Raw genomic sequence first — 21,408 nt, 5'->3', positions numbered from 1 at the left:
AGACGCGCGGCACGACGACCGTCCACGAGGTCGAGCTCGTCCTCGGCGGCATGACCTGCGCCTCGTGCGCGAACCGCATCGAGCGCAAGCTCAACAAGCTCGACGGGGTCGAGGCGACGGTCAACTTCGCCACGGAGAAGGCACGCGTCGCCGTCACCTCCGACGTGTCCACCGAGGCCCTCATCGGAGCCGTCGAGGCCGCCGGCTACACGGCATCCGTCCCGCAGCCCCCGGCGGCGGAGGACTCCGACGCGGAGGCCGACGGCGACCGAGCCGGCGAGGCGGACAGCCTGCGGACCCGGCTGCTCGTCTCCCTGACCCTGTCCGTGCCCGTGGTCGTGCTGGCCATGGTCTCGGCGCTGCAGTTCACCTACTGGCAGTGGGCGTCGCTCGCGCTGGCCGCTCCGGTCGTCGTGTGGGGCGCCCTGCCGTTCCACCGCGCGGCCTGGGCCAACCTGCGCCACGGCACGGCGACGATGGACACCCTGATCTCGCTCGGCACCCTCGCCGCCCTCGGTTGGTCGCTCTACGCGCTCTTCCTGGGCACGGCCGGGGTGCCCGGGATGGTCCACCCGTTCGAGCTGTCCATCGAGCCGACCGACGGCGCCGCGAACATCTACCTCGAGGTGGCCGCCGGGGTCACGACGTTCATCCTCGCCGGCCGCTGGTTCGAGGCCAGGGCCAAGCGTCGCGCCGGGGCTGCGCTCCGTGCGCTGCTCGAGCTCGGTGCCAAGGACGTGGCGGTGCTGCGCGACGGTGTCGAGCACCGCGTGCCCGTCGAGCGACTGGTCGTCGGGGACCGCTTCGTCGTCCGACCCGGGGAGAAGATCGCCACCGACGGCGAGGTCGAGGACGGCAGCTCCGCGGTCGACGCCTCCATGGTCACCGGCGAGTCGGTGCCGGTCGAGGTCGGCGTGGGCGACGCCGTCATCGGCGCCACGGTCAACGAGGGCGGTCGTCTCGTCGTCCGCGCGACGAGGGTCGGCTCCGACACCCAGCTCGCGCAGATGGCGCGCCTCGTCGAGGACGCCCAGACCGGCAAGGCCGCCGTCCAGCGCCTCGCCGACCGGGTCTCGGGCGTCTTCGTCCCGCTCGTCATCCTGCTCGCCGCCGGCACGCTCGGTTTCTGGCTGGCCACCGGCGTCGGCGCGGCCGGCGCCTTCACCGCGGCCGTCGCCGTCCTCATCATCGCGTGCCCCTGTGCGCTCGGGCTGGCCACGCCGATGGCGCTCATGGTCGGGACGGGTCGAGGCGCCGCCCTCGGCATCCTCATCAAGGGGCCCGAGGTCCTCGAGTCGACGCGTCGCGTCGACACCGTCGTCCTCGACAAGACCGGCACCATCACCGAAGGCCGCATGTCCCTGGTCGACGTGCACCCGGCTGCCGGCGAGGAGGCGGACGAGGTCCTCCGGCTCGCCGGTGCCGTCGAGGACGCCTCGGAGCACCCCATCGCCCGGGCCATCACCGCCGCGGCCCGCGCCCGCTCGGGCAGGCCGCTCCCTCCTGTGGAGGAGTTCGCCAACGACGAAGGTCTCGGGGTGCACGGCACCGTGGAGGGTCACGCGGTCCTCGTCGGCCGGCCACGCCTGCTCGCGGACTGGTCGGTGGCGATGCCCGCCGGGCTCGCCGAGGCGAAGTCGGACGCCGAGGCCCGCGGGCACACCGTCGTCGCGGTGGCGTGGGACGGTGCGGCGCGGGGGCTGCTGGCCGTCGCCGACACGGTCAAGGAGGGCAGCGCCGAGGCCGTCGCCGGCCTGCGGGCGCTCGGGCTGACCCCCGTCCTCCTGACCGGCGACGCGGAACAGCCCGCTCGCGCCGTCGCGTCGGAGGTCGGGATCGACGCCGAGCGCGTGGTCGCGGAGGTCATGCCGGCGGACAAGGACGAGGTCATCGCCCGTCTCCAGGCCGAGGGCAAGGTCGTGGCCATGATCGGGGACGGCGTCAACGACGCCGCCGCCCTCGCCCGCGCCGATCTCGGGCTCTCCCTCGGTACCGGCACCGACGTCGCGATCGAGGCCGGCGACCTCACCCTGGTGCGCGGCGACCTGCGGGCCGCGGTCGACGCCATCCGGCTCTCCCGCCGCACGCTGTCGACCATCAAGGGCAATCTGTTCTGGGCCTTCGCCTACAACACCGCGGCGCTGCCCCTGGCTGCCGCCGGCCTGCTCAATCCCATGCTCGCCGGAGCGGCGATGGCGTTCTCGTCGGTCTTCGTCGTGGCGAACAGCCTGCGCCTGCGTCGGTTCCGCGCACGCGCGACGTCCTGACGCCAGGACACGGACGAGACGCCCGCCCGGCCACTCGACCGGGCGGGCGTCCCGGGCGGGTCAGATCCTGCTGAGCAGGGTCTGCATCTCGATGATCTCCCGCTGCTGATCCGCCGCGATGGTGCCGGCGAGCTCCCTGGCCTGGGGGTTGAGACCCTGGGTCTGCTCGGTCTGGGCCATCTGCACCGCACCGCTGTGGTGCTCGATCATCATCTGCAGGAACATGCGGTCGAAGGCAGCGCCGGACTGGGCCGAGAGCTGCCGCATCTGCGCCTCACCCATCATCCCCTGCATCGGCATGCCACCCATGGGCGCGCCGGGCATGCCGTGTCCCGGCATGCCGGGCATCGCGGTGGAGCCGGGTTGCGGGCGAGGCGCGCCCCAGGCGTCGAGCATCGCGGTCATCTGCTCGATCTCCGGACCCTGCTCCTGGTCGATGCGCGAGGCCAGGTCCTTGACCTCCTGGGACGACGCGCGCTCGGAGGCCTGGGACGACATGGCGATGGCCTGCTGGTGGTGGGGGATCATGCCCTGGGCGAACAGCACGTCCACCTGGTTGTGCTCGGGCGCGATCGGGGCGCCGGCCTGCGGTGACGAGGCCGGCGGTGTCGGGGCGGGGCCGGCCGCGGGCGGCGCGGCGGAATCGGAACATCCCGCGGCCAGGAAGGCGGCGGTGGCGGCGGCGATCACGCCGCCGACGAGACGGGCACGCACGAGGAGGTCTCCTTCGGCTGGGCACCGGCCGGTGCGCGAGGGGCCGGTGCTGACGGCAGGGCACGGCGCCGCTGCGCGGTCAGGCCCGGGGACGGGCACGCGCAGACGGTGGGCCGGCCTACAGCCGGAGGACCTGGAGCTCCGCCAGTCTCGAGGACGCGGGAGGGGCACGGGGCGCGGTCGCCGGAGCGCCGCCGGCCGGTCCGACCCGCCGGGGCGGCGGCCGCCACCACAGCGCGACGAGGACGAGCACGAGGAGGAAGGCCGCGCCGCCCACGAGTGCGACGAGGCACAGGTGCAGCAGGGAGCCGGCGTGGTCGTGACCGCCCTCGTCCGGATGGTGGTGCAGCAGCGCGGCGCTGCTGGCGGTGGACATGCCGTCGGGAGTCGTCCCGTGCTGATCGACGCCGGCCGACGGCACGGCGTCACCGCCGTGGTGGTGCTCGCTGGTCGACGGCGCGGCGTGGCCGACGACCGCGGGTGCCGGCATCGGCGGGGACGCGACGTCCGGCGTCGAGTGCTGGTGGGCGCCGACGACGTGGTGCATGAGCACCAGACCGAGCGCGACGACCAGGAGCGCGAGACGCCCGCACCAGCTCCCGCGCGACGGGGTCGTCGACACCGCGCCACCAGCGCGACGCCGCGAGCTCCCGTGCCAGCGGATCACGGCGACGACGGTACCGAACCCCCCGACGGGGCGCGGGACGGTCCGGCCCGCTCGGCGAGGGCGACGAGCTCCCGGTGGAGGCCGTCGGGTTGTTCGAGGGGCAGGAAGTGGGTGCCGACGAGGGGCACGAACCGCGCCTGCGGGATCGACCCCGCGACCGCACGGACGTCCGGGGCTGCGGCGGCGACGTCGAGCGTGCCGCCCACCAGGGTCACCGGGAAGGACACGAAACCGGTGTCGATCGGGGGATGGTCGCCGGCGGCGAGGAGGAGCTCGGAGTACCAGGTCCACTCGTGTCCCGCGAACACGCGCGCGACCTCCGCCGACGCGGACGGATCGGGCAGCGGCGGGAGGTGAGCGGCTCCGAGTGCGCGCGCGGACTCCACCGTCGGGGCCGCCAGCGCCGCCGCCGGCGGCCCCACCAGGCGCAACAGCCACGCGGCGGTCCGGCCGGCCCGTTCCCGCAGAGCCACGGGCACACCCGGCGGGCCGAACGCCCGGAACGAGCCGCCGGGCAGCCCACCGACCCCGATGATGCCCGCCACCCGGTCGGGACGGGCGCGGGCGAACTCGAAGGCGACGTTGACCCCCAGCGACCACCCCAGCAGCAGGGCCCGCTCGAAGCCCGCGGCGTCCATGGTGGCTTCGAGGTCGGCGGCGTGGTCCTCGACACGGATCCGGGTCGGGTCGGCGGGGCGCCCGGACCCGCCGAGGCCTCGGTGCGACCAGGACACGGCCGCGAACCCGCAGTCGGGCTCCCGCAGCCGCGGCCACGCCGAGGGCGGCGCCCCCAGCCCGTTGCTGATGACGAGCGGGACGCCGTCGGCGCCGTTGCTCCAGGTGCGCAGCACGGTGCCGTCACGGCTGTGCACGTCCCCGGTCGACGACGTGCGCCCGACGGAGCGGGACGGAGAGATCACGCGACACCTCTCGTCGATGCCGTCGTCTCCACACGACGGCGAGAGCGCGCGACGCTAGCGCTCGACGAGGCGGCACGAAGACACGCGCCCGACCGGCCCAACGTCTCCGTCACCCCGCGCCGCGGCGTCGGGCCCACCACGCGGCCGCGACCGGCCCGCTCAGCACGATCACCGCGAGCACGGCACCCGCCCACACGGTCGGCATGAGCACGACGGCGAGCACGACGACGACCACCACCTGGACGACGACGTCGCGGGTCCGCGGCCCGGAACGGGCGGGCCGGGGGACCTCCGGGCTCCGGGCCCCGGGGCGGCCGGGCGTGCGGCGCAGATCGGCCGCCATCCGCGCGAGCACGACCTTCTCGCGGTCGGTGAGGGGCCGGGCGGGTTCGGGCCGGGTCGGCTCGGTCGTCATCGTGCACCACCTCGCTGGTCGCGGACGCGGACTCGTGACCGCCGACCAGACTTCCCGGCACACCGGGATCCAGTGTGCCGTGTCCGCCTGAGAGGGTGCTGAGCCGACGAGGGCTCAGCGCACGTCCTGCTCGAGGCGGACGTACTCGAGGTGCCGTTCGTACTGGTCGAGGACGTCGTCGATCAGCTGGCCGTGCGTGTGGCCCATGACGTCGTAGTCCTGGCCGCCGTCCCGCAGGTGGACCTCCAGCCGGTAGTAGGTGAGGGTCCCCTCGGGCACGGCGCGCCCGTAGACGGGTACGGGGACCTCCCGCGGCTGGATGCGGTAGGTGAAGGGGTGTTCCTCACCCATGTCGGCGACCAGTTCCACGATCCGTGTGCCGTCCTCGTCCTGGCCTTGCCGGGCCTGCGCCTCCACCCCGCGCTCCTCGAGGTGCTCGGCCACCTCCTCGACGGCGGGGAGCGCGACCTCGTCCAGGAACCGCTCGGCTCGCTCCCGGTCGGGGAACGAGAAGGCCCGGTCGAGGCGCTGTCGCCACCCGGGGCCCGCGGGATGGTGCCCGTCGCCGGTGAGGCGGCCGGAGGCCACCGGCCGTGGCCCGTACTCGCGACTCGCCGCGAGCAGGGACTCCAGCCGCAGCGCCTTGTAGAGGCCGTACATCACCAGCAGGAGCACGAAGGCGAAGGGCAGGCCCATGATGATCGTGGCGTTCTGCAGCGCGGGCACGCCGCCCACGGCCAGCATCCCCACCGTGAGCAGGCCGGTGGCCACCGCCCAGAAGATCCGCACCGGCCGTGCCCCGTCCGACTGCGGCGTCTTCAGGTGGGAGCTCAGGTTGGCCATGACGAGGGCCGCCGAGTCGGCCGAGGTCACGTAGAACAGCAGGCCGACGAAGGTGGCGACCCCGGCGATGAACGGGACCGCCGGGTACTGCGCGAGGAGCTGGTAGAAGCCCTGCGCGTTGTTCTCCATGGTGTTCTGCCCGAAGGCCACGTCACCGTTGCGGATGACCTCGATGGCGCTGTTGCCGAAGATCGAGATCCACATGACGATGTAGGTGAACGGGATGATCAACGTCCCGGCCACGAACTGGCGGATGGTGCGGCCCCGCGAGATGCGGGCCAGGAACAGCCCCACGAACGACGCCCAGGCGATCCACCACGCCCAGAAGAAGAGCGTCCATGCGCTGAGCCAGTCGACGGGCTGGTCGAAGGCGAACGTCTCGAGTGTCAGCCCGGGGAAGGAGCTGACGAAGTCGCCGACGTTCTGCACGAGCGCGTTGAGCAGGAAGACGGTGTTCCCGGCGATCAGCAGGAAGAGGGCCAGGCCGATCGCGAGGAGCACGTTGAGCTGGCTCAGCAGCTTGATCCCGCGGTCGACGCCGCTGACGGCCGACGCCGTGGCCATGACGACCGCGAGGGCCACGAGCCCGATCTGGGCCCCCGTCCCCTCCGGGATCCCGAACAGGAAGGTGAGGCCGTAGTTGAGCAGCACCACGCCGATCCCGAGCGACGCCGCGACGCCGAAGATCGTGCCGAGCACGGCGGCGAGGTCGACCGCCGTGCCGATGCCACCGTGGATCCGCTTGCCGAAGATGGGGTACAGCGCCGACCGGATCGCGAGCGGGAGGTTCCGCCGGTAGGCGAAGTACGCCAGCGACATCCCCATCAACGCGTACAGACCCCAGCCGCTGATGCCGTAGTGGAACAGCGTCCACACCGTCGCGTCCTCGGCCGCCTGCAGGGTGCCGCCCTCGCCGCGCGGCGGGGTGAGGTACTGCGTGACCGGCTCGACGACGGCGAAGAACATCAGGTCGGTGCCGATGCCGGCGGCGAACAGCATGGACGCCCACGCGAACGTGCTGAACTCCGGTCGCGAGTGCTCGGGCCCGAGCCGGGTCCGCCCGAGGCGCGAGGCGCCGACGACGATGACGAAGACCAGGACCAGCGTGGTCAGCAGGATGTAGAACCAGCCGAACCACTGCGACGTCCAGCTCACCACCGCGCCGATGGTGTCCGCCGCCGAGGTCGGCGCGAAGATCGCCCACAACGCGATGGCCAGGGTCACGGCGGCGGAGCCGTAGAACACCACGGGCTTGATCTTGGCGCCGGTGTCCGGCTCCGGTTCGGTCGACGGTGCATCGCTCCGGACCTCGGTCATCGTGTGCCCTCTCGTCGCGGCGTGTGCCCACGCCTGGAGCCAGACAACGAAGAGCTTTCCACGTCCGGGTGCCCAGGCGAAGGCCGATCGCGACACGGGGACCACGGAGACACGGCTGATCGGGTCACGTTCCGGGTCCCACCGGCCCGACGGTCACGCGGTGTGCTCGCCGTCGTTCCTCATGGGTTCGGCGGTCTGCACCCGCTACTGTTGTCCGCGGTGTGCCGGGAAGTCTGGTCGGCGTGTTCTGTCCCCCGTGACGGAAGGCCGCCATGCCTGCCACGCCCCCCACGCCCGGGCCGGAGCCCGGCGAGCACCGACCGCTCTCCGCGCGGGAACGGCGCGCCCTGTCGGAGCTCGAGGCCGCGACACGGGGAGAGGACCCGGGCCTGGCTGCGCGCCTGCGCGGCGCGACGCACCGTGGAGGGGTCTCGCCCCGCACCTACAACGCGGTGATCCAGCTCGGCATCGTGTTCCTCCTCGCCCTCGTGGTCCTCCCGCGGCCGTGGGCGGCCGGGCTGGTGGTCTTCGCGAGCATGGCGATCCCGTCCGCCATCGTCCTGATCGCGATCCGGTGCGGGGTGCGGTGACGTGCGCGTCCTCGTCACCGCGTTCGGCACCCGCGGCGACGTCCAGCCCTACGTCGCGCTCGGCGGCGCACTGCGGGCCCGGGGCCACGAGGTGACCCTCGCCGTCCCCGAGGGCTTCCGTGAGCTGGTCGAGGGCGTCGGGGTCGGGCTGTGGCCGGCCGGCTCACGCATGCTCGCCATGCTGCAGGAGGTCATGCCCGAGCTGAGCGGGCCCCGCGACGCGCTCCGGACGCTGGGCGTCATGCGCGAGGCCATGCGCGAACACCTCGACGAGCAGTGGGCCGCGGCGCGAGAGACCGATCCGGACCTCGTCGTCCACCACCCGAAGTGCCTCGCCGGGGCGTCCCTGGCCGAGGCACTCGGTGTGCCCGGGGTGCTCTCGCTCCCGCTGCCGCTCTACACCCCCACGCGCGCGTTCCCGATCCCGTTCCTGGGCGGGGCGTCGCTGCCGGGGTGGGCCAATCGCGCCTCCTACGCGTTCACCCGGCTGGCCACGGTCCTGTACGGCGGCATGATCAACGACCTCCGGCGCGAGATGGGGCTGGGCAAGGTCGGTCGGCTCGCCGACCCGCTGCGGGACCCCGACGGGGCGGCGGTGCCCGTGCTCTACCCCTACAGCCGCCACGTCGTGCCGATCCCCGCCGACTACCCGCCGTCGGCGCACGTCACGGGCTACTGGTTCCTCGAGCGCGATCCCACCTGGCGCCCCGACCCGCGTCTCGCCGACTTCCTGTCCGCCGGGGCCCCGCCCGTCTACGTCGGGTTCGGGTCGATGGGGTTCGGGAAGGGCGCCGAGCAGCGACGCGACGCGGTGCTCCGGGCCCTCGAGGTCAACCGGGTGCGCGGGATCGTCGCGACGGGGTGGGGCGGCCTCACGGCGGGGGAGTCGCCGTCGGAGGACGTGCTCGTGGTCGACGCCGTGCCGCACGACTGGCTGTTCGAGAGGGTCACGGCGGTCGTCCACCACGGCGGCGCGGGGTCGACCGCGGCCGGGCTGCGCGCGGGGAAGCCGACCCTGATCTGCCCGTTCCTGGGCGACCAGCCGTTCTGGGGCGCGCGTGTGCGCGCGGCGGGTGCGGGGCCCGCACCGCTGCCCGCGAGGAGGCTCACCGACGGACTGACCGCCCGGATCGGCGACCTCGTCGGCGACCCGGGGTACCGGCGGCGGGCCGCACGGCTCGGTGAACGGATCCGTGGCGAGGACGGCCTGGGCCGCGGCGTCGAGGTGGTCGAAGGGGTCGCCGTGCGCCGAGGTCCCGCGGCGATCCGGAGAAGGAGTTTCCCGTGGTGGCGGTGTCGGCAAGTCCCCGGGCCATGACCTCGCCCCCGGCGCACCCGGCGCACCCGCGTCGCCGTCGCGTCGTGGCCGGCTCCCCGATCACCCCGCACGTCGGCGCCTGATGGAGGGCGCGGAGGCGGAACGCCCCGGGTCGAGCCGGTCCCGCCGCCCCGACTGGCCGGGGTGGTCGTGCTGCGCGGCCGCGGCCGCCGGCTTCGCGGTGTGCCTGGTGGGGTGGCTGCGCGGTGGCGGCACGCTGTCGCTGCCCTGGGTGCCCTCGCTCGACCTGCGCCTGTCGTTCGCCTTCGACGGTCTCGCCGCGCTCTACTCCCTGCTCGCCACCGGCGTGGGCGTCCTCGTGTTCGCCTACGGGACCCGCTACCTGCGCCAGCACCTCGTGGAGGACGGACGGCCACTCTCCGAGGGCCGGCGGTTCTGGCCGTGGATGGGGCTGTTCGCAGTCGCGATGGTGGGCCTGGCGACGGCGACGGACCTCGTCCTCGTCTTCGTCTTCTTCGACCTGACGGCGGTCTGCTCCTACTTCCTCATCGGTTTCGACCGCGAGCGTCGGGAGGCGCGCACCGCCGCGCTGACCGCGCTGCTGGTCACCATCGTGCCCGCGGTGGCGCTGCTCGTCGGCGCCGTGCTGCTCTACTCCGCGTACGGCACCTTCGCGATCCCCGAGCTGGTCGCGCGGGTCGGGCCGGGGACGACGACCACGGTCGCGGGCCTGTTGATCGCGGTGGCGGCGCTCGCCAAGAGCGCCCAGGTCCCGCTGCACTTCTGGTTGCCCCGCGCCATGCAGGCCCCGACACCGGTGTCGGCGTACCTGCACTCGGCGGCCATGGTCGCCGCCGGCGTGCTCGTCCTGGGCCGGGTCCATCCGCTGCTGGCCCGCAGCGAGCTCGTACTGGTCGTGCTGCTCGTCGTCGGGCTGACGTCGATCGCGGTGGGCGGGGTGCTCGCCCTCGGCCGCGACGAGCTCAAGCAGGTGCTGGCCTACTCGACCATCTCCCAGTACGGGTACGTCGTCACCCTCTACGGCATGGTCGGGGCCGCCGCCGCCGGCGCGGCCGCCTTCTACGTCGTCGTGCACGCGGTGGCCAAGAGCGCCCTGTTCCTGTCGGCGGGAGCGGTCACGACGGCGACGGGAGAGGACCGCCTGTCCCGGCTGGGCGGGCTCGGCCGGCGCACGCCCGTGCTGGCAGCGGCCACCGGTGTGGCGGCCGCGACCCTCGCCGGGCTCCCGCTCACCGGAGGGTTCTTCTCCGACGAGCTGTTCTTCGGGGCCGCGAAGGAGCACGGTCCGGTCCTGACGGTGGCGTCCGTCCTGGCCGCGGGTCTGACCTTCGCCTACATCGGCCGCTACTGGACGCGCCTGTTCCTCGGGCCGCTGTCCACCGCCCCGGGCGCCCTGTCCCGCGTCCTGCTCGTGCCGGTGGTGGTCCTGGCCCTCGTGGCGGTGGTCATCGGGATCGTGCCCTCGCCGATCACGGCCCTGGCGCAGGACGCCGGCGCCGTCTCCCACGCCGCGCCGGTGACGCTCTCGCCCGCCTACCACCTCGACCTCCGCGGGACCAACGTCATGGCCCTCGCCGCGTGGGCGCTCGGCGGGCTGCTCCTCGCGGCCGCGGGCCTCCGGGACCGCGCCTCCCGCCTGGTCGCCACCGCGGGCGACCGGCTCGGGCCCCGGCGGGCGTACACCGCGACCGTCATCGGGCTGCGCCGGGTGTCCGACCGGCTACACGACTGGGAGACCCGGGACCTGCGCAGCAGCATCGCCGCGGTGCTCGTGCCGGCGGGCGCACTCGCCGTCGGCGCGTTCGCGGTCACCCCCGTGACGCAGGCGTTCGCGGTGGGACCGATCGCCGGGACCGACTGGCTCGTGCTGCCGCTGCTCGTGCTCGTCGGCGTCGCCACCCTCGTGGCCGCCCGCACGCGGGAACGGCTGGGCATCGTGCTCGCCCTGGCCGCGGTGGGCTTCGGGCTCGCCGCGGTCTACGCCCTGCGCGCGGCGCCGGACGTCGCCCTCGTGGCGGTGCTGGTCGAGACCATGCTCAGCCTGGTCTTCCTCGCCGCGCTCGCACGCCTGCCGGGCACCGAGCCGCACCGGGAACACGGACGGCGGCGGGGGCAGCGCTGGCGCGACCCCCTGGTCGCCGCGGTCTCCGGGCTCGGCGCGTTCGTGGTGATCTGGGGCTACCTGTCCGAGCCGCGGGAGACCCCGTCGGTGGCCGCCGAGCAGGCCCGGCTCGCCCCGGCCGCGCACGGACAGGACGTCGTCACCGTGATCGTGGCCGACTTCCGCGGGCTGGACACGATGGGCGAGATCACGGTCCTGCTGATCGCGGCGGTCGGTGTGGCCACGCTGCTGCGACGGGGGAGGCTCTGGTGACCGACCCGGAGACGCCCCCCGGCCCCACGGTCATCGTGCGGGTCGTGGCCCGCCTGCTGCTGGCGCCGAGCGTGGTCGTGGCCGTCGCCCTGATCGTCAAGGGCTACACGAAGGTCGGCGACGGTTTCGCCGCCGGCATGGTGGTCGGTCTCGCCGTCGCCCTCAACGCCGTGGCGGTCGGTGCGCACCGCGCCGAGGCCGCCCTGCCCGTCCTGCGCCACGCGCCGCACGCAGCGGTCGGCGGCGCCTTCGTGGCCCTCGCCAGCGGGTTCTTCCCCGTCGCCCTGGGCGAGCCGGTGTTCAGCCACCGCCCCGGGCCCGACGAGGAGGTGGTGAGCGTGGGCACGGCGGAGCTGATGACCGCCGTGAGCTTCGACGTCGGCATCTTCCTGCTCGTCGTCGGCGTCGTCACCGTGCTCGTCCACCAGCTCGCCGAGCCCGACCAGGAGCCGCCGACATGACGCTCGCCACCGCCGCCGCTGCCGCCCTGCTCTTCGGCGCGGGCTCCTACCTCCTGCTCCAGCGCAGCCTCGTCCGGGTCGTCGCCGGGATCGCGCTCATCTCGCAGTGCGCGATCGTCACCATCATCGGGTCGAGCCTGTCGCAGGGGCGCGCCCCCCTCGACCCCGCGGAGGGCGGGCCGCTCAGCGACCCGCTCCCGCAGGCACTCGCCCTCACCGCCCTCGTGATCGGCATGGGCACGCTCGCCCTGCTGCTGGCCCTGGTCCACCGCGTCGTCGTCGCGCACGGCACGGCGGAGCGGGACGAGCTGCGCGACGTCGACCGCCCCGGCCGGGACGAGGTCGTCCGCCAGGAGGGGGACGAGACCGAATGACGGCCCTGTCGCTCTCCCTGCTCGTGCCGTGGGCGGCCGGGCTGCTGCTCGTGGTCCTCGACGGGCGCCGCCGCACGGTGGGCTGGCTCGGCGCGGTGACGCTCGCGGCCACCATCGCGGTGCTGGGCCTCCTGGCCGCCGACGTCCTGCGCGACGGCGCGGTGGAGATGGTCACCGGCGGGTGGCCGGCCGGCGTGGGCATCGTCCTGCGGGCCGACGCGCTCGGCGTGACCTTCGCCCTGCTGTCCTGCATCGTCCTGCTCGCGGCGGCCTGTGCGGAGACGCTCCTCGGGGTCGGGCAGCGCACGGTGCCCGGCCTGCTGGTCCTGCTCGCCGCCGGGCTCAACGGTCTGTTCCTCACCGGCGACGTCTTCAACTTCTACGTCTTCTTCGAGATGTCGATGATCGCCGCGTACGTGCTGACCGGGTACGGCGGCGGACGCGCCCAGCTGCGTGCCGCGGTCATCTTCGCCTCGGTCAACCTGCTCGGGTCCTTCATCTTCCTGCTGGCCGTGGCCGGGACCTACCGGGTCACCGGCACCCTCGCCATGGACGACGTGGCCGAGCGCATCCGGGAGGTCCCGCCCAACGCCGCGATCGCCGTGGCCGTCGGGTTCTTCGTCGCGTTCAGCGTCAAGCTCGGGCTGTTCCCCTTCCACTACTGGCTGCCGACCGTCTACGCGGACACCCGGCCGTCCGTCGCCGCGGTCCTCAGCGGCGCCGTCGCCAACATCGGCGCCTACGGGCTGCTGCGCTTCGGGCCCGGCGTGTTCGCCGAGCAGATCCGCCTGTCCGCGACCGTCCTGGTCGTCCTCGGGGCCGCGTCGATCGTCTACGGCGGTGTGCTGGCGGTGGCACGCCGCCGACCCGCGGAGATGCTCGCCTACTCGGCGATCGGGCAGGTCGGGTACGTGCTGGTCGCGGTCGGGGTGGGCGGTCCGGTCGGGTTCGCGGCGGCGGTGCTCTACAGCGTGGTCAACGCGCTGAACAAGGCCCTGCTGTTCCTCACCACGGCGGTCCGGGGGCCGCTGGTCGCCGGCGCGTTCGTGGTGGGTGCCCTGAGCGTCGCCGGCGTGCCGCCGGCGGTGGGGTTCGTCGGGAAGCTCGCCGTCTTCCGCAGCGCCGTCGACGCCGGCAGCCCGACCCTCGTCGTCCTGCTCGTGGTGGGCAGCGCCCTGTCCCTGCTCTACCTCTTCCTCGTCTACCAGCGGGAGTTCTGGGCCGAGGAGGACCGGGACGCGGTGACGGACGCCGAGACCCGTGACACCGCCCCGGCGAGGGGGGTGTCACGGCGCGTGCCGGTCGTCGTCCTCGCCGTGCTCCTCCTCGCCGGGGGGTTGTGGCCGGAACCCCTGGTCGCGGTGTCGGCCGCCGCCGCCGACGTGCTGACGGCATCGACGAACGGAGCTGGACCGTGATCGGGATCGTGCTGAGGGTGGTCGTGCTGGCCGGCCTCTACCTGCTCGTCGTCTCGAGTGTGAAGCTCGGCGACGTCGCGATCGGGCTCGTCCTCGCGTCCCTGGTCGTGGCGGTCGGGCACCGGCGCCGCGCGGCGTCGAGATCGGACTCCTCGACGGTCCGTCGGCTCGCCGGCGTGCCGGCCCTCGTCGGCGGCACCCTCGTCGACGTCGTGACCTCCAGCGCCGAGGTGATCCGCTGCTGCCTGCGTGGTCCTCCCGACCCGGGACTGGTGCGCCTGCCGACCGGCCCCACGTCGCCGTCGTCGTTCGCCGCCTGGGGCGTCCGGCTGGGCATCACGCCCAACACGGTCGTCGTCGACCTCGACGAGGAGCGCGGCGAGCTGCTGGTCCACGTGCTGGACGCCCACGACCCGGACGGTGTCCGGGCGGAGCAGGCCGCGGCCTACCAGAGCCGGCAGCGCCGGGTGTTCCCGTGAGCGGCGTGCCCCTCCTCGTCGTCGTCGCGGCCCTGGTCTGGGTGACCGTCCTGGTGATCGTCGGGGTCCTCGCGCTCCTGCGCGGGCGGGACGTGCTGCAACGCCTCATCGCCCTCGACCTGCTCGCGGTCCTCGTGGTCGCGCTGCTGGCCCTGCTGTCCTACCTGCGCGACGTCCCGCACTACCTGGACGCCGCGGTGGCCCTCACGCTGCTGTCGTTCGTCGCCACCGTCGCGGCCGCCCGGTACCTGGCGACGGGAGGGCCGCTCGAGTGATGTCCGTCGTGCTCGACGTCGCCGGCGGCGTCCTGCTGGTCGTCGGCCTGCTCCTGCTGACCATCGCCCTGGTCGGGGTGCTGCGCATGCCCGGGACCTACAGCCAGCTGCACGCCCAGGGGCTCGCCACGGGACCCGGCGTGATCTGCGTGCTGGCGTCGTCGATCGCCACCGAGAACGCCGCGACGATCTCGTACGCCGCCATCGGCATCGTCTTCACCGTGCTCACCTCGCCGGTCGCCGCCCACGCCATCGCGCGAGCGGCCCGGCGTCGTGGCGCGGGCGGAGATCCGCGGTGACCGCGTCCGCCGGTGTCCGACCCGGTCCGCGCGGCCCGGTCCTCCGAGTGGTGACCGCGTGCAGCTGGTCGCGCTGCCCGGAGGCGTCGGGGGTCGCGGCCCCCTACGGTGACCGCGGTGAACGACGAGGAACGTCGCGCGTCCGGTGGGGAGCACACCGCGCGGGCCGGCCTGCAGACCGCGATCGTCGACAACAGCACCGCGTTCGGCTTCTCCGTGACGATGACGGCGTCCTACGGGGCGCTGAACCAGGTGGCCGGATCGCCGTCGCTGGTCGACATCGCCCTCTTCGCCGTCTGCGCCGCGGGGGCCTTCACGGTGCTGCAGGCGGTCACGACGCGGGGGTTCCGGCGGCGGCCGGGAACGGTGCCCCGGGAGGTGATCATGCTCGGCACGGCCCTGGACATGGTCTCGGTCGTCCTCGGGCTGGGCGCGGCGATCGTCGCGGGCCTGCTGCTCCCGGCGACCGTCGCCTGGTCCGCGGGCGCGTTCGCCGCGGCGATGGTGTTCGCGCTCAGTCAGGCCCTCGAACTCATGATCGCGGCACGCGTCGAACGCCGGATGGGGGACCCGGACTCGGCGACCGACCGCGGGTAGCGGCGGGTCGCGGTCAGCCCCGGGGGTCGCGGGACCAGAACCCGGGGCCGATGGGCTCGATGAAGTCGTGGGGTGCGTAGAGGTAGCCGCGCTCGTCCACGCGCAGGGGGAGCTGGGGCAGGGGGCGGGCGCCGGGCCCGAAGACGGGGCGGGCGTACTCGTTGGCCTGGAACTCGGTCTGGTGGCAGGGGCAGAGGATCCGCAGGGTGGTCTGCTCGAACAGCGAGGCGGGGCAGCCCATGTGCGTGCAGATCTTGGAGTAGGCGTAGAGGCCGTCGAGGTGGAAGTCCTCCTGCCCGACGCGCTCGACGACGGGTGTGCCGGGGAAGAAGCGCACGATCACGACGGGGACGTCGGCGGCGCGCAGCATCTCGGCGAGCGCCTCGGGGTCGCCGCGCATCGACTCCCGGAAGGGGAAGACGGTGAGCATCCCGCCGGCGGCGACGTCCTCGGGACGCAGCAGGGTCACGCTGTGCGGGTCGCCGGTGTCGACCCGCAGGTAGGTGCGCTCGCCGTCGGGGGAGCGCCACCCGGTCGTCAGGAGCGGGGAGTAGGGACCCTCGGACCACGGATCGCGGACGAGGGTCCCGAGGACCGTGACGGTCAGGACGCCGGCGACGGCGGTGCAGGCCGCGAGCACCGTGCGGCGCAGGAGCTTGCTGCGACCCAGTCCGGTCTGGTCGACGAGCTCGACGACGCGGGCGGCGAGGGTGCGCTGGGCGACCGGCGGCGATGGGCCGTCGTGGCGCTGCTGCACCGCGACGTCCTCCGGCGTGATGATCTTGCTCCACGTCACGATCCCGACGGCGAGGGACAGCACGCTGATGGCGAAGGTGATGCCGAGCATGGGGGTGAACCAGGCCCGCAGGGTCTGCTCCGGTCCCTCGCTCGTGTACTGCCAGGGCCAGAGGACGAAGACGAGGACGAACCCGACGGCGCCGAGGGCGGTCAGGACGAACCAGGCGGCCACGCGGCGGTACGCCCGGCGCTCCTCACGGCTGCCGGGCTCGTGACGGGGTGCGTCGTCGACGATCTCGACGTCGTCGAGTCGGGCGCCGAGACGACCGAGCTCGTGGACGTCCATGCGGTCGAGCTCGCGCTCCGGGGGCGTCGAGCCGTCCTCGCTCACGACCCGCCTCCCGGGCGCTGCGGGGTCGGTGTCTTGGGCACGCGCGCGCCGTCGTACTCCGGCGCGTGCTCACCGCCCTCGGGGTCGACGCCGACGAAGGGCTGCTGCACCGAGCGGTAGGCGCCCTCGACGGGCTGGTCGACGAGCCCCGTGGCGATGCCACCGGCGAGCGCGTCGCGATCGGAGCGCTGCAGGCGCCGACAGAGCCGCCGGGTGACCACGAAGACCAGCGGGGGCAGCACGAACACCGCCGCGCGCTCGGTCCACCGCAGGGCCTCCAGGAGGATCGAGAAGACGGTGGCGGAGATGTCGTCGGTGCCGGCGAGGGTGAGCACGCCGAAGAGGGTGAGCGCCATCGCCCCGATCGCGGTGCGGCCGGGATCGTCGCGGGGACGGTCGAGCACGTTGTGCAGCTCCCGGTCGCTGTCGCGCAGGCGGTCGATCAGCGGCCACGCGAACAGCAGCAGGATGAGCACGACCGGCACCAGCACCCCGCTCCAGAAGCCGCCGGGGACGGTGTAGCGCCCGCCCACGGACAGGTCGGCCGGCGGGAACAGCTTCAGCGAGCCGATGAGCCACAGCGCGTACCAGTCGGGCTGGGAGCCGTTGCTGACCTGGGCCGGGGTGTAGGGCCCCCAGTGGAAGATCGGGTTGATCTGGGCGGTCCCGGCCAGCAGGCCGAGCACCCCGAGGGTCCCGAGCAGTGCGGCGACGCTGTGCATCGCGAACACGGGCAGGGTGCGGTTGCCGACCACGTTGCCCTCGCGGGCCCGGGGGCCCTTGAAGTGGGTGTGCTTCTGGTACCAGACCACCGCGAGGTGCAGGGCGATGAGGGCCAGCAGGATGCCGGGCAGCAGCAGGACGTGGGCGATGAAGAACCGCTCGACGTAGATCTCGCCCGGGAACGGGCTCTGGAAGATCATCCAGTGCACCCACGTGCCGATGACGGGCACGGACAGCACGATCCCGGAGAAGATGCGGACCCCGGTGCCCGAGAGCAGGTCGTCCAGCATCGAGTAGCCGAGGTAGCCCTCGAAGATGGCGACGACGAGCATGACGACGCCGAGGAACCAGTTGATCTCCCGGGGCGCCCGGTAGGCGCCGGTGAAGAAGATCCGGGCCATGTGCAGCATGATCGCGGCGAGGAAGACCAGCGCCGCCCAGTGGTGGAGCTGGCGCAGGAACAGCCCGCCGTGCACGTCCACGGAGATCTGCATCGTCGACACCCAGGCGCGGCTGGCCTCGAGGCCGTAGGTGGGTGCGTAGGAGCCCTGGTAGGTGACCTGGTCCAGCGACGGCACGAAGAACAGCGTCAGGACGATGCCCGAGCCGAGGAGCACGACGAACGAGTAGAGCGCGAGCTCGCCCCAGAAGAACGAGAAGTGCCAGGGGAACACCTTGTTGATCTGGTGGCGGAGCAGCCCCGCCACCTGGAAGCGGCGCTCGGCACCCCGCGCGACGTAGCCGGTGACGCTCAACCGGCGCGGGCGGTAGCCACGGCTCGTCATCGGACCTCCTCGAGCGCCTCGTCGACGGCGTGCGCCTCGCGCTCCTCGACGGCGATCCAGCGCAGCGTCAGCACGATCGCGGCCGCCCCGATCGGCAGCATCGCCACGATCATGGCGACGCCCGCGGGCTCGTCGCCGCGCACCACGAGGGCGAGCGCGGCGGTGTCGAGCAGCGGGCAGGCCAGGAACAGGTAGATCGCGCGTCCGGCGTCGGGCAGGCGGGTGGTCCCGTGCCCGAGCACGGGCAGCCAGAACGCCACGGCACCGAGCAGCAGCACCACGTGCACGGCGAGGGTCACCGACGTGGCCGTGTCGGGCCCGATCAGCAGCACGGTGGCGGCGTGCACGACCGTGAACGCGACGAGGATCCCGGCCGCGAGCCACGGCCGGGACCGGGCGGACGCGGCGGAGCGGGCCGCACGCCGGCGGCCGGCGAGCACCAGCAGCGGGGCGAGCACCGAGGTGAGCAGCCCCATCAGCGCCGCGCCGGCGACGCCGGTGTGCATGCCGTGCAGCAGGTGGCCGGTCACGTGGCCTCCCCGCGTCCGCGTCGCTGCTGGGCGTGGTGGATCTCCAGCGCCCGCGCACAGACCTCCGGCGTCGTCAGGGGGCGCTCGACGGGTACCGGCACGGGGCTGCGGGTGCCGGGGGCACCGGCCTGCGTCGTGGCGTCGACCGGGAGCCGCTCCCGGCGGACCATGACGACCGCGACGAGCAGGGGGTAGGGCACCAGGGCGAGCACCCACAGGCCGAAGACCCAGGTCAGGGCGAGCAGGAGAGCGACCGTCGCGCCGGCGAGCGCGGCGACGCTGCGGTAGGGCAGCCGCAGCTGCGGCCCGGCGCCGCCGCGGCGTCCGGCGACGAGCACCGCCACACCGAAGATCGTGACCAGCGCGGCGCCGACGAGGTGGAGCACCAGGGGCAGCGGGAACAGCGGCTCGACGTAGAGGACGATGGCGCCTGCGAGCGCGGCGTTCAACGTCGCCCACAGGCCCACGATGTGTGCCGGCGCGTCGGCCTTCACCGCGGGCCCTGTCACGACGAGCCCCCGGAGCGCAGCCCCCCGTGCGCGGCGGGGTCGTCCCCGGTGCGTTCCTCGCCTTCCTCGCGTTCGCGCTCGTCGAGCAGGGGCGTGAAGCTGCGGATGCGGGGCAACGGGTGCTGGTCGTCGAAGTTGGTGGGCGCCGGCGGCGAGGCGGTCGCCCACTCCAGGGTCAGGCCCTGCCACGGGTCGTCCCCGGCGGGCCGCCGGCGGTCGCGCACGGAGGTGACGACGTTGGCGATGGTGACGATCACGCTCAGGGCGATGAGCACGCTGCCGGCGCTGGAGATGACGTTGGCGGTGGTGAAGCCGTCCTGGGGCAGGTAGGTGGCGAGGCGTCGCGGCATGCCCGCCAGCCCCAGCCAGAACATCGGCAGGAACGTCGTGTTCGTGCCGACCACCAACAGCCAGAACTGCCAGCGACCGAGCCGCTCGTCGAGCAGCAGGCCCGTCGCCTTGGGGAACCAGAAGTGGAACGCCGCGAAGATGCCGAACAGCGAGCCCGCGGCCAGCGTGTAGTGCCAGTGCGCCACGATGAAGTAGCTGTCGGTGACCTGGTAGTCGATCACCGGCGTGGCGACCATGATCCCGGTGAGCCCGCCGACGAGGAACTGCGGGACGAACGCGATCGCGAAGAGCATCGGCACCGTGAAGCGCAGGTGCCCACCCACGAGGGTCGCCAGGAAGCCGAAGTACTCCACCCCGGCCGGCACCAGCAGGAGGATCGAGGTCAGCGAGTAGTAGTCGTTGCTGGCCTGCCCGGTGGAGAACATGTGGTGGCCCCACACGCTCATCGAGAACGCGGCGAAGACCAGCAGCGAGACCACCGTGGCGCGGTAGCCGAAGAACCGGCGCCCGGCGAAGGTCGAGAGCACCTCCGCGACCACCCCGACGAACGGGAAGAACATCACGTAGACCACGGGGTGGGCGAAGAACCAGAACAGGTGCTGGTAGGCGATGTTCCACAGGTTCTCGGTGAAGATGTCCGGGAAGACCCGGCCCCACCCCAGCAGGGCCATCGCCGCCAACAGCGACGGGAACGCGCCGATCACCATGAGGTTGGTCGCGATCGTCGACCAGGTGAACACCGGCATCCGCATCAGCGTCACCGAACGGGCGCGCTTGAGCAGGGCTGTCCAGAGCACCGTGCCGGCCTGGAAGATCATGCCCAGGACGGCCAGGAACACCCCGGCGATCCAGAGGCTCTGACCCGCGCCGGGCAGGTAGCGGGAACTGTTGAGCGGGGGGTAGGCGTACCAGCCGCCCGCTGCCGGTCCGAGCGCGGTCGCGAAGCCGGCGAAGATGAGCACGGTGCCGGCGAGGTAGAGCCAGAACCCGGCCATCGCCAGGCGGGGAGCGGCCACCGCCGGGGCGCCCACCTGCAACGGGACGAGGTAGAGGCCCAGCGCGATCGCGATCGGCGTCACGACCAGGTAGATCATCCCGGAGCCGTGGGTGGTGAACAGGCCGTTGTAGAGGTCGTTCGAGACCAGGTGCTGGTCGGGCAGCGTCAGCTGCGCGCGCACGACCAGCGCGATCAGGCCGACCACGACGAACAGCACCAGCGCCGTCCCGAGGGTCAGCAGCGCGATGCGCTTGTGGTCGGTCGTCGTCAGCCAGGCGGCTGCGGTCCCGCGCCGGCTCGACGGGGGGACGTCCTGCTGGGTCCGATCGGGCTCGGTCGCGGTCACACCGAGGCCCCACCGGAGGCGAGGTACTGCTGGTACTCCTGCTCGGGAACGGCGCGCACCCAGAACTCCATCGTGGGGTGGTGGGTGCCGCAGAACTCGGAGCACCGTCCCAGCCAGGTGCCGGGCTCGGTGAACGTGGTCGCGAGGACGTTGGTGTGGTCCGGGTAGACGTCGCTCTTGAGCGCCAGGTCGGGGATCCACAGCGCGTGCACGACGTCCCTCGAGGTCAGGCGCAGCTCCACCGGTCGACCAGCCGGCACCACCAGCGTCGGACGGGTCGCAGGGTCCTCCGCACAGGTGCCGGTCTCGCTCGCGGGGCCGTCGCGGTGGGCGAACTCCCAGCACCACTGGAATCCCGTGACGTCGATCCGCGCGACGTCGGGCGCGGCGCGGGCCGCCTGCTGGACCTGCTCCTGGCGGTGGTTGGCGTTGGCCGTCACCACGACGAGGAAGATCGCCACGCCCAACAGGCCCACGGCGTAGCCGATCTCCAGGGGCAGGTTGTCCGCGCGCGACGACGCGGGACGCCCGGCGCCCGCGCGGCGTCGGTACAGCGTCACGGCGAGGAGCACCGCGATGACGAGGAAGACGCCGGCCGCGATCGCGACCTCGAGCCAGAAGATGTCTCGGAAGATCGGGAGGAAGGACACCACCGCTCCTCGGCGCTCCGGTCACTCTCGTGCCGGTGACTCCGGGGGCTGCAATGGTCAACCTCCGTCAGGGGCGCC

22 protein-coding genes are annotated in these 21,408 nt (G+C 73.4%); 11 read left to right on the top strand and 11 right to left on the bottom strand.

Features of this window, described 5'->3' with window-relative positions; all coding sequences use genetic code 11:
• Positions 1 to 50 precede the first annotated feature (50 nt).
• The gene (locus tag PGB27_RS22145; RefSeq protein ID WP_274202669.1) at positions 51 to 2,267 is read left to right on the top strand and encodes a heavy metal translocating P-type ATPase; all 2,217 of its coding nucleotides are present in this window, start codon (positions 51 to 53) and stop codon (positions 2,265 to 2,267) included.
• 60 nt (positions 2,268 to 2,327) lie between these two features.
• Here PGB27_RS22145 and PGB27_RS22140 read toward each other — a convergent pair whose 3' ends face one another.
• From PGB27_RS22140 to betT, 5 genes are all read right to left on the bottom strand, one after another.
• Positions 2,328 to 2,981: a DUF305 domain-containing protein gene (locus PGB27_RS22140; RefSeq protein ID WP_274202585.1), complete on the bottom strand. Its 654-nt coding sequence runs from the start codon at positions 2,979 to 2,981 to the stop codon at positions 2,328 to 2,330.
• 118 nt (positions 2,982 to 3,099) lie between these two features.
• Positions 3,100 to 3,648, bottom strand: coding sequence for a DUF6153 family protein (locus PGB27_RS22135; protein WP_274202584.1), 549 nt, complete (start codon positions 3,646 to 3,648; stop codon positions 3,100 to 3,102).
• Entirely contained in the window at positions 3,645 to 4,568 is a 924-nt protein-coding gene (locus PGB27_RS22130; RefSeq protein WP_274202583.1) for an alpha/beta fold hydrolase, read from the bottom strand. The genes PGB27_RS22135 and PGB27_RS22130 overlap by 4 nt, the downstream gene beginning before the upstream one ends.
• A gap of 109 nt (positions 4,569 to 4,677) precedes the next feature.
• Positions 4,678 to 4,983 (bottom strand): hypothetical protein, encoded by a 306-nt coding sequence (locus tag PGB27_RS22125; RefSeq protein ID WP_274202582.1) that lies wholly within the window; start codon positions 4,981 to 4,983, stop codon positions 4,678 to 4,680.
• Positions 4,984 to 5,097: 114 nt separating this feature from the next.
• A complete protein-coding gene (betT, locus tag PGB27_RS22120; protein ID WP_274202581.1) occupies positions 5,098 to 7,143 on the bottom strand; it encodes a choline BCCT transporter BetT in 2,046 nt (681 codons plus the stop codon).
• A 272-nt stretch (positions 7,144 to 7,415) separates the two neighbouring features.
• Here betT and PGB27_RS22115 point away from each other — a divergent pair, with 272 nt between their 5' ends.
• From PGB27_RS22115 to PGB27_RS22070, 10 genes are all read left to right on the top strand, one after another.
• Complete coding sequence (locus tag PGB27_RS22115) at positions 7,416 to 7,733, top strand: DUF3040 domain-containing protein (RefSeq protein ID WP_274202580.1); 318 nt, start codon at positions 7,416 to 7,418, stop codon at positions 7,731 to 7,733.
• A 1-nt stretch (position 7,734) separates the two neighbouring features.
• Complete coding sequence (locus PGB27_RS22110; protein WP_274202579.1) at positions 7,735 to 9,051, top strand: glycosyltransferase; 1,317 nt, start codon at positions 7,735 to 7,737, stop codon at positions 9,049 to 9,051.
• A gap of 82 nt (positions 9,052 to 9,133) precedes the next feature.
• Positions 9,134 to 11,407 carry a hydrogen gas-evolving membrane-bound hydrogenase subunit E gene (gene mbhE / locus PGB27_RS22105; protein WP_274202578.1) on the top strand — a complete coding sequence of 758 codons (2,274 nt, stop codon included), beginning with the start codon at positions 9,134 to 9,136 and terminating at the stop codon, positions 11,405 to 11,407.
• Positions 11,404 to 11,868, top strand: a complete 465-nt coding sequence (locus PGB27_RS22100) for an MnhB domain-containing protein (RefSeq protein WP_274202577.1) — start codon at positions 11,404 to 11,406, stop codon at positions 11,866 to 11,868. Before mbhE ends, PGB27_RS22100 begins: the two co-directional genes overlap by 4 nt.
• On the top strand, positions 11,865 to 12,242 hold the full coding sequence (locus PGB27_RS22095; protein WP_274202576.1) for a sodium:proton antiporter: 378 nt from the start codon (positions 11,865 to 11,867) through the stop codon (positions 12,240 to 12,242). The genes PGB27_RS22100 and PGB27_RS22095 overlap by 4 nt, the downstream gene beginning before the upstream one ends.
• Positions 12,239 to 13,660, top strand: a complete 1,422-nt coding sequence (locus tag PGB27_RS22090; RefSeq protein WP_274202575.1) for a complex I subunit 5 family protein — start codon at positions 12,239 to 12,241, stop codon at positions 13,658 to 13,660. The genes PGB27_RS22095 and PGB27_RS22090 overlap by 4 nt, the downstream gene beginning before the upstream one ends.
• Positions 13,657 to 14,139 (top strand): Na+/H+ antiporter subunit E, encoded by a 483-nt coding sequence (locus tag PGB27_RS22085; protein WP_274202574.1) that lies wholly within the window; start codon positions 13,657 to 13,659, stop codon positions 14,137 to 14,139. The genes PGB27_RS22090 and PGB27_RS22085 overlap by 4 nt, the downstream gene beginning before the upstream one ends.
• Positions 14,136 to 14,414 (top strand): monovalent cation/H+ antiporter complex subunit F, encoded by a 279-nt coding sequence (locus PGB27_RS22080; protein ID WP_274202573.1) that lies wholly within the window; start codon positions 14,136 to 14,138, stop codon positions 14,412 to 14,414. The genes PGB27_RS22085 and PGB27_RS22080 overlap by 4 nt, the downstream gene beginning before the upstream one ends.
• Complete coding sequence (locus PGB27_RS22075; protein WP_274202572.1) at positions 14,414 to 14,713, top strand: monovalent cation/H(+) antiporter subunit G; 300 nt, start codon at positions 14,414 to 14,416, stop codon at positions 14,711 to 14,713. Before PGB27_RS22080 ends, PGB27_RS22075 begins: the two co-directional genes overlap by 1 nt.
• A 117-nt stretch (positions 14,714 to 14,830) precedes the next feature.
• The gene (locus PGB27_RS22070; RefSeq protein WP_274202571.1) at positions 14,831 to 15,310 is read left to right on the top strand and encodes a hypothetical protein; all 480 of its coding nucleotides are present in this window, start codon (positions 14,831 to 14,833) and stop codon (positions 15,308 to 15,310) included.
• A gap of 13 nt (positions 15,311 to 15,323) precedes the next feature.
• Here PGB27_RS22070 and qcrA read toward each other — a convergent pair whose 3' ends face one another.
• Genes qcrA through PGB27_RS22040 form a run of 6 tightly spaced genes read right to left on the bottom strand, consistent with a single transcriptional unit; the run spans position 15,324 to position 21,330 of the window.
• Complete coding sequence (gene qcrA, locus PGB27_RS22065; protein WP_274202570.1) at positions 15,324 to 16,439, bottom strand: cytochrome bc1 complex Rieske iron-sulfur subunit; 1,116 nt, start codon at positions 16,437 to 16,439, stop codon at positions 15,324 to 15,326.
• Positions 16,436 to 17,947, bottom strand: a complete 1,512-nt coding sequence (qcrB, locus tag PGB27_RS22060) for a cytochrome bc1 complex cytochrome b subunit (RefSeq protein WP_274202569.1) — start codon at positions 17,945 to 17,947, stop codon at positions 16,436 to 16,438. The genes qcrA and qcrB overlap by 4 nt, the downstream gene beginning before the upstream one ends.
• Complete coding sequence (locus PGB27_RS22055; RefSeq protein ID WP_274202568.1) at positions 17,944 to 18,477, bottom strand: hypothetical protein; 534 nt, start codon at positions 18,475 to 18,477, stop codon at positions 17,944 to 17,946. Before PGB27_RS22055 ends, qcrB begins: the two co-directional genes overlap by 4 nt.
• On the bottom strand, positions 18,474 to 18,986 hold the full coding sequence (locus tag PGB27_RS22050) for a hypothetical protein (protein ID WP_274202567.1): 513 nt from the start codon (positions 18,984 to 18,986) through the stop codon (positions 18,474 to 18,476). Before PGB27_RS22050 ends, PGB27_RS22055 begins: the two co-directional genes overlap by 4 nt.
• Positions 18,983 to 20,680: a cytochrome c oxidase subunit I gene (locus PGB27_RS22045; protein ID WP_274202566.1), complete on the bottom strand. Its 1,698-nt coding sequence runs from the start codon at positions 20,678 to 20,680 to the stop codon at positions 18,983 to 18,985. The genes PGB27_RS22050 and PGB27_RS22045 overlap by 4 nt, the downstream gene beginning before the upstream one ends.
• Entirely contained in the window at positions 20,677 to 21,330 is a 654-nt protein-coding gene (locus PGB27_RS22040; RefSeq protein WP_274202565.1) for a cytochrome c oxidase subunit II, read from the bottom strand. Before PGB27_RS22040 ends, PGB27_RS22045 begins: the two co-directional genes overlap by 4 nt.
• Between the last annotated feature and the right edge of the window lie 78 nt (positions 21,331 to 21,408).

Origin of the sequence: Actinomycetospora lemnae (genome assembly GCF_028737315.1) — a bacterium.
Lineage (GTDB): Bacteria > Actinomycetota > Actinomycetes > Mycobacteriales > Pseudonocardiaceae > Actinomycetospora > Actinomycetospora lemnae.
Note: the sequence above shows the minus strand (reverse complement) of the source record. Positions and strands in the feature narration are given on the sequence as shown.

Bases quoted from the DNA above. Each gene is read 5' to 3' on its own strand.
- PGB27_RS22090 (WP_274202575.1), top strand. From the start codon at position 12,239: ATGACGGCCCTGTCGCTCTCCCTGCTCGTGCCGTGGGCGGCCGGGCTG.
- qcrB (WP_274202569.1), bottom strand. From the start codon at position 17,947: ATGACGAGCCGTGGCTACCGCCCGCGCCGGTTGAGCGTCACCGGCTAC.
- PGB27_RS22075 (WP_274202572.1), top strand. From the start codon at position 14,414: ATGTCCGTCGTGCTCGACGTCGCCGGCGGCGTCCTGCTGGTCGTCGGC.
- PGB27_RS22145 (WP_274202669.1), top strand. From the start codon at position 51: ATGACCTGCGCCTCGTGCGCGAACCGCATCGAGCGCAAGCTCAACAAG.
- PGB27_RS22115 (WP_274202580.1), top strand. From the start codon at position 7,416: ATGCCTGCCACGCCCCCCACGCCCGGGCCGGAGCCCGGCGAGCACCGA.
- PGB27_RS22125 (WP_274202582.1), bottom strand. From the start codon at position 4,983: ATGACGACCGAGCCGACCCGGCCCGAACCCGCCCGGCCCCTCACCGAC.
- PGB27_RS22095 (WP_274202576.1), top strand. From the start codon at position 11,865: ATGACGCTCGCCACCGCCGCCGCTGCCGCCCTGCTCTTCGGCGCGGGC.
- betT (WP_274202581.1), bottom strand. From the start codon at position 7,143: ATGACCGAGGTCCGGAGCGATGCACCGTCGACCGAACCGGAGCCGGAC.
- mbhE (WP_274202578.1), top strand. From the start codon at position 9,134: ATGGAGGGCGCGGAGGCGGAACGCCCCGGGTCGAGCCGGTCCCGCCGC.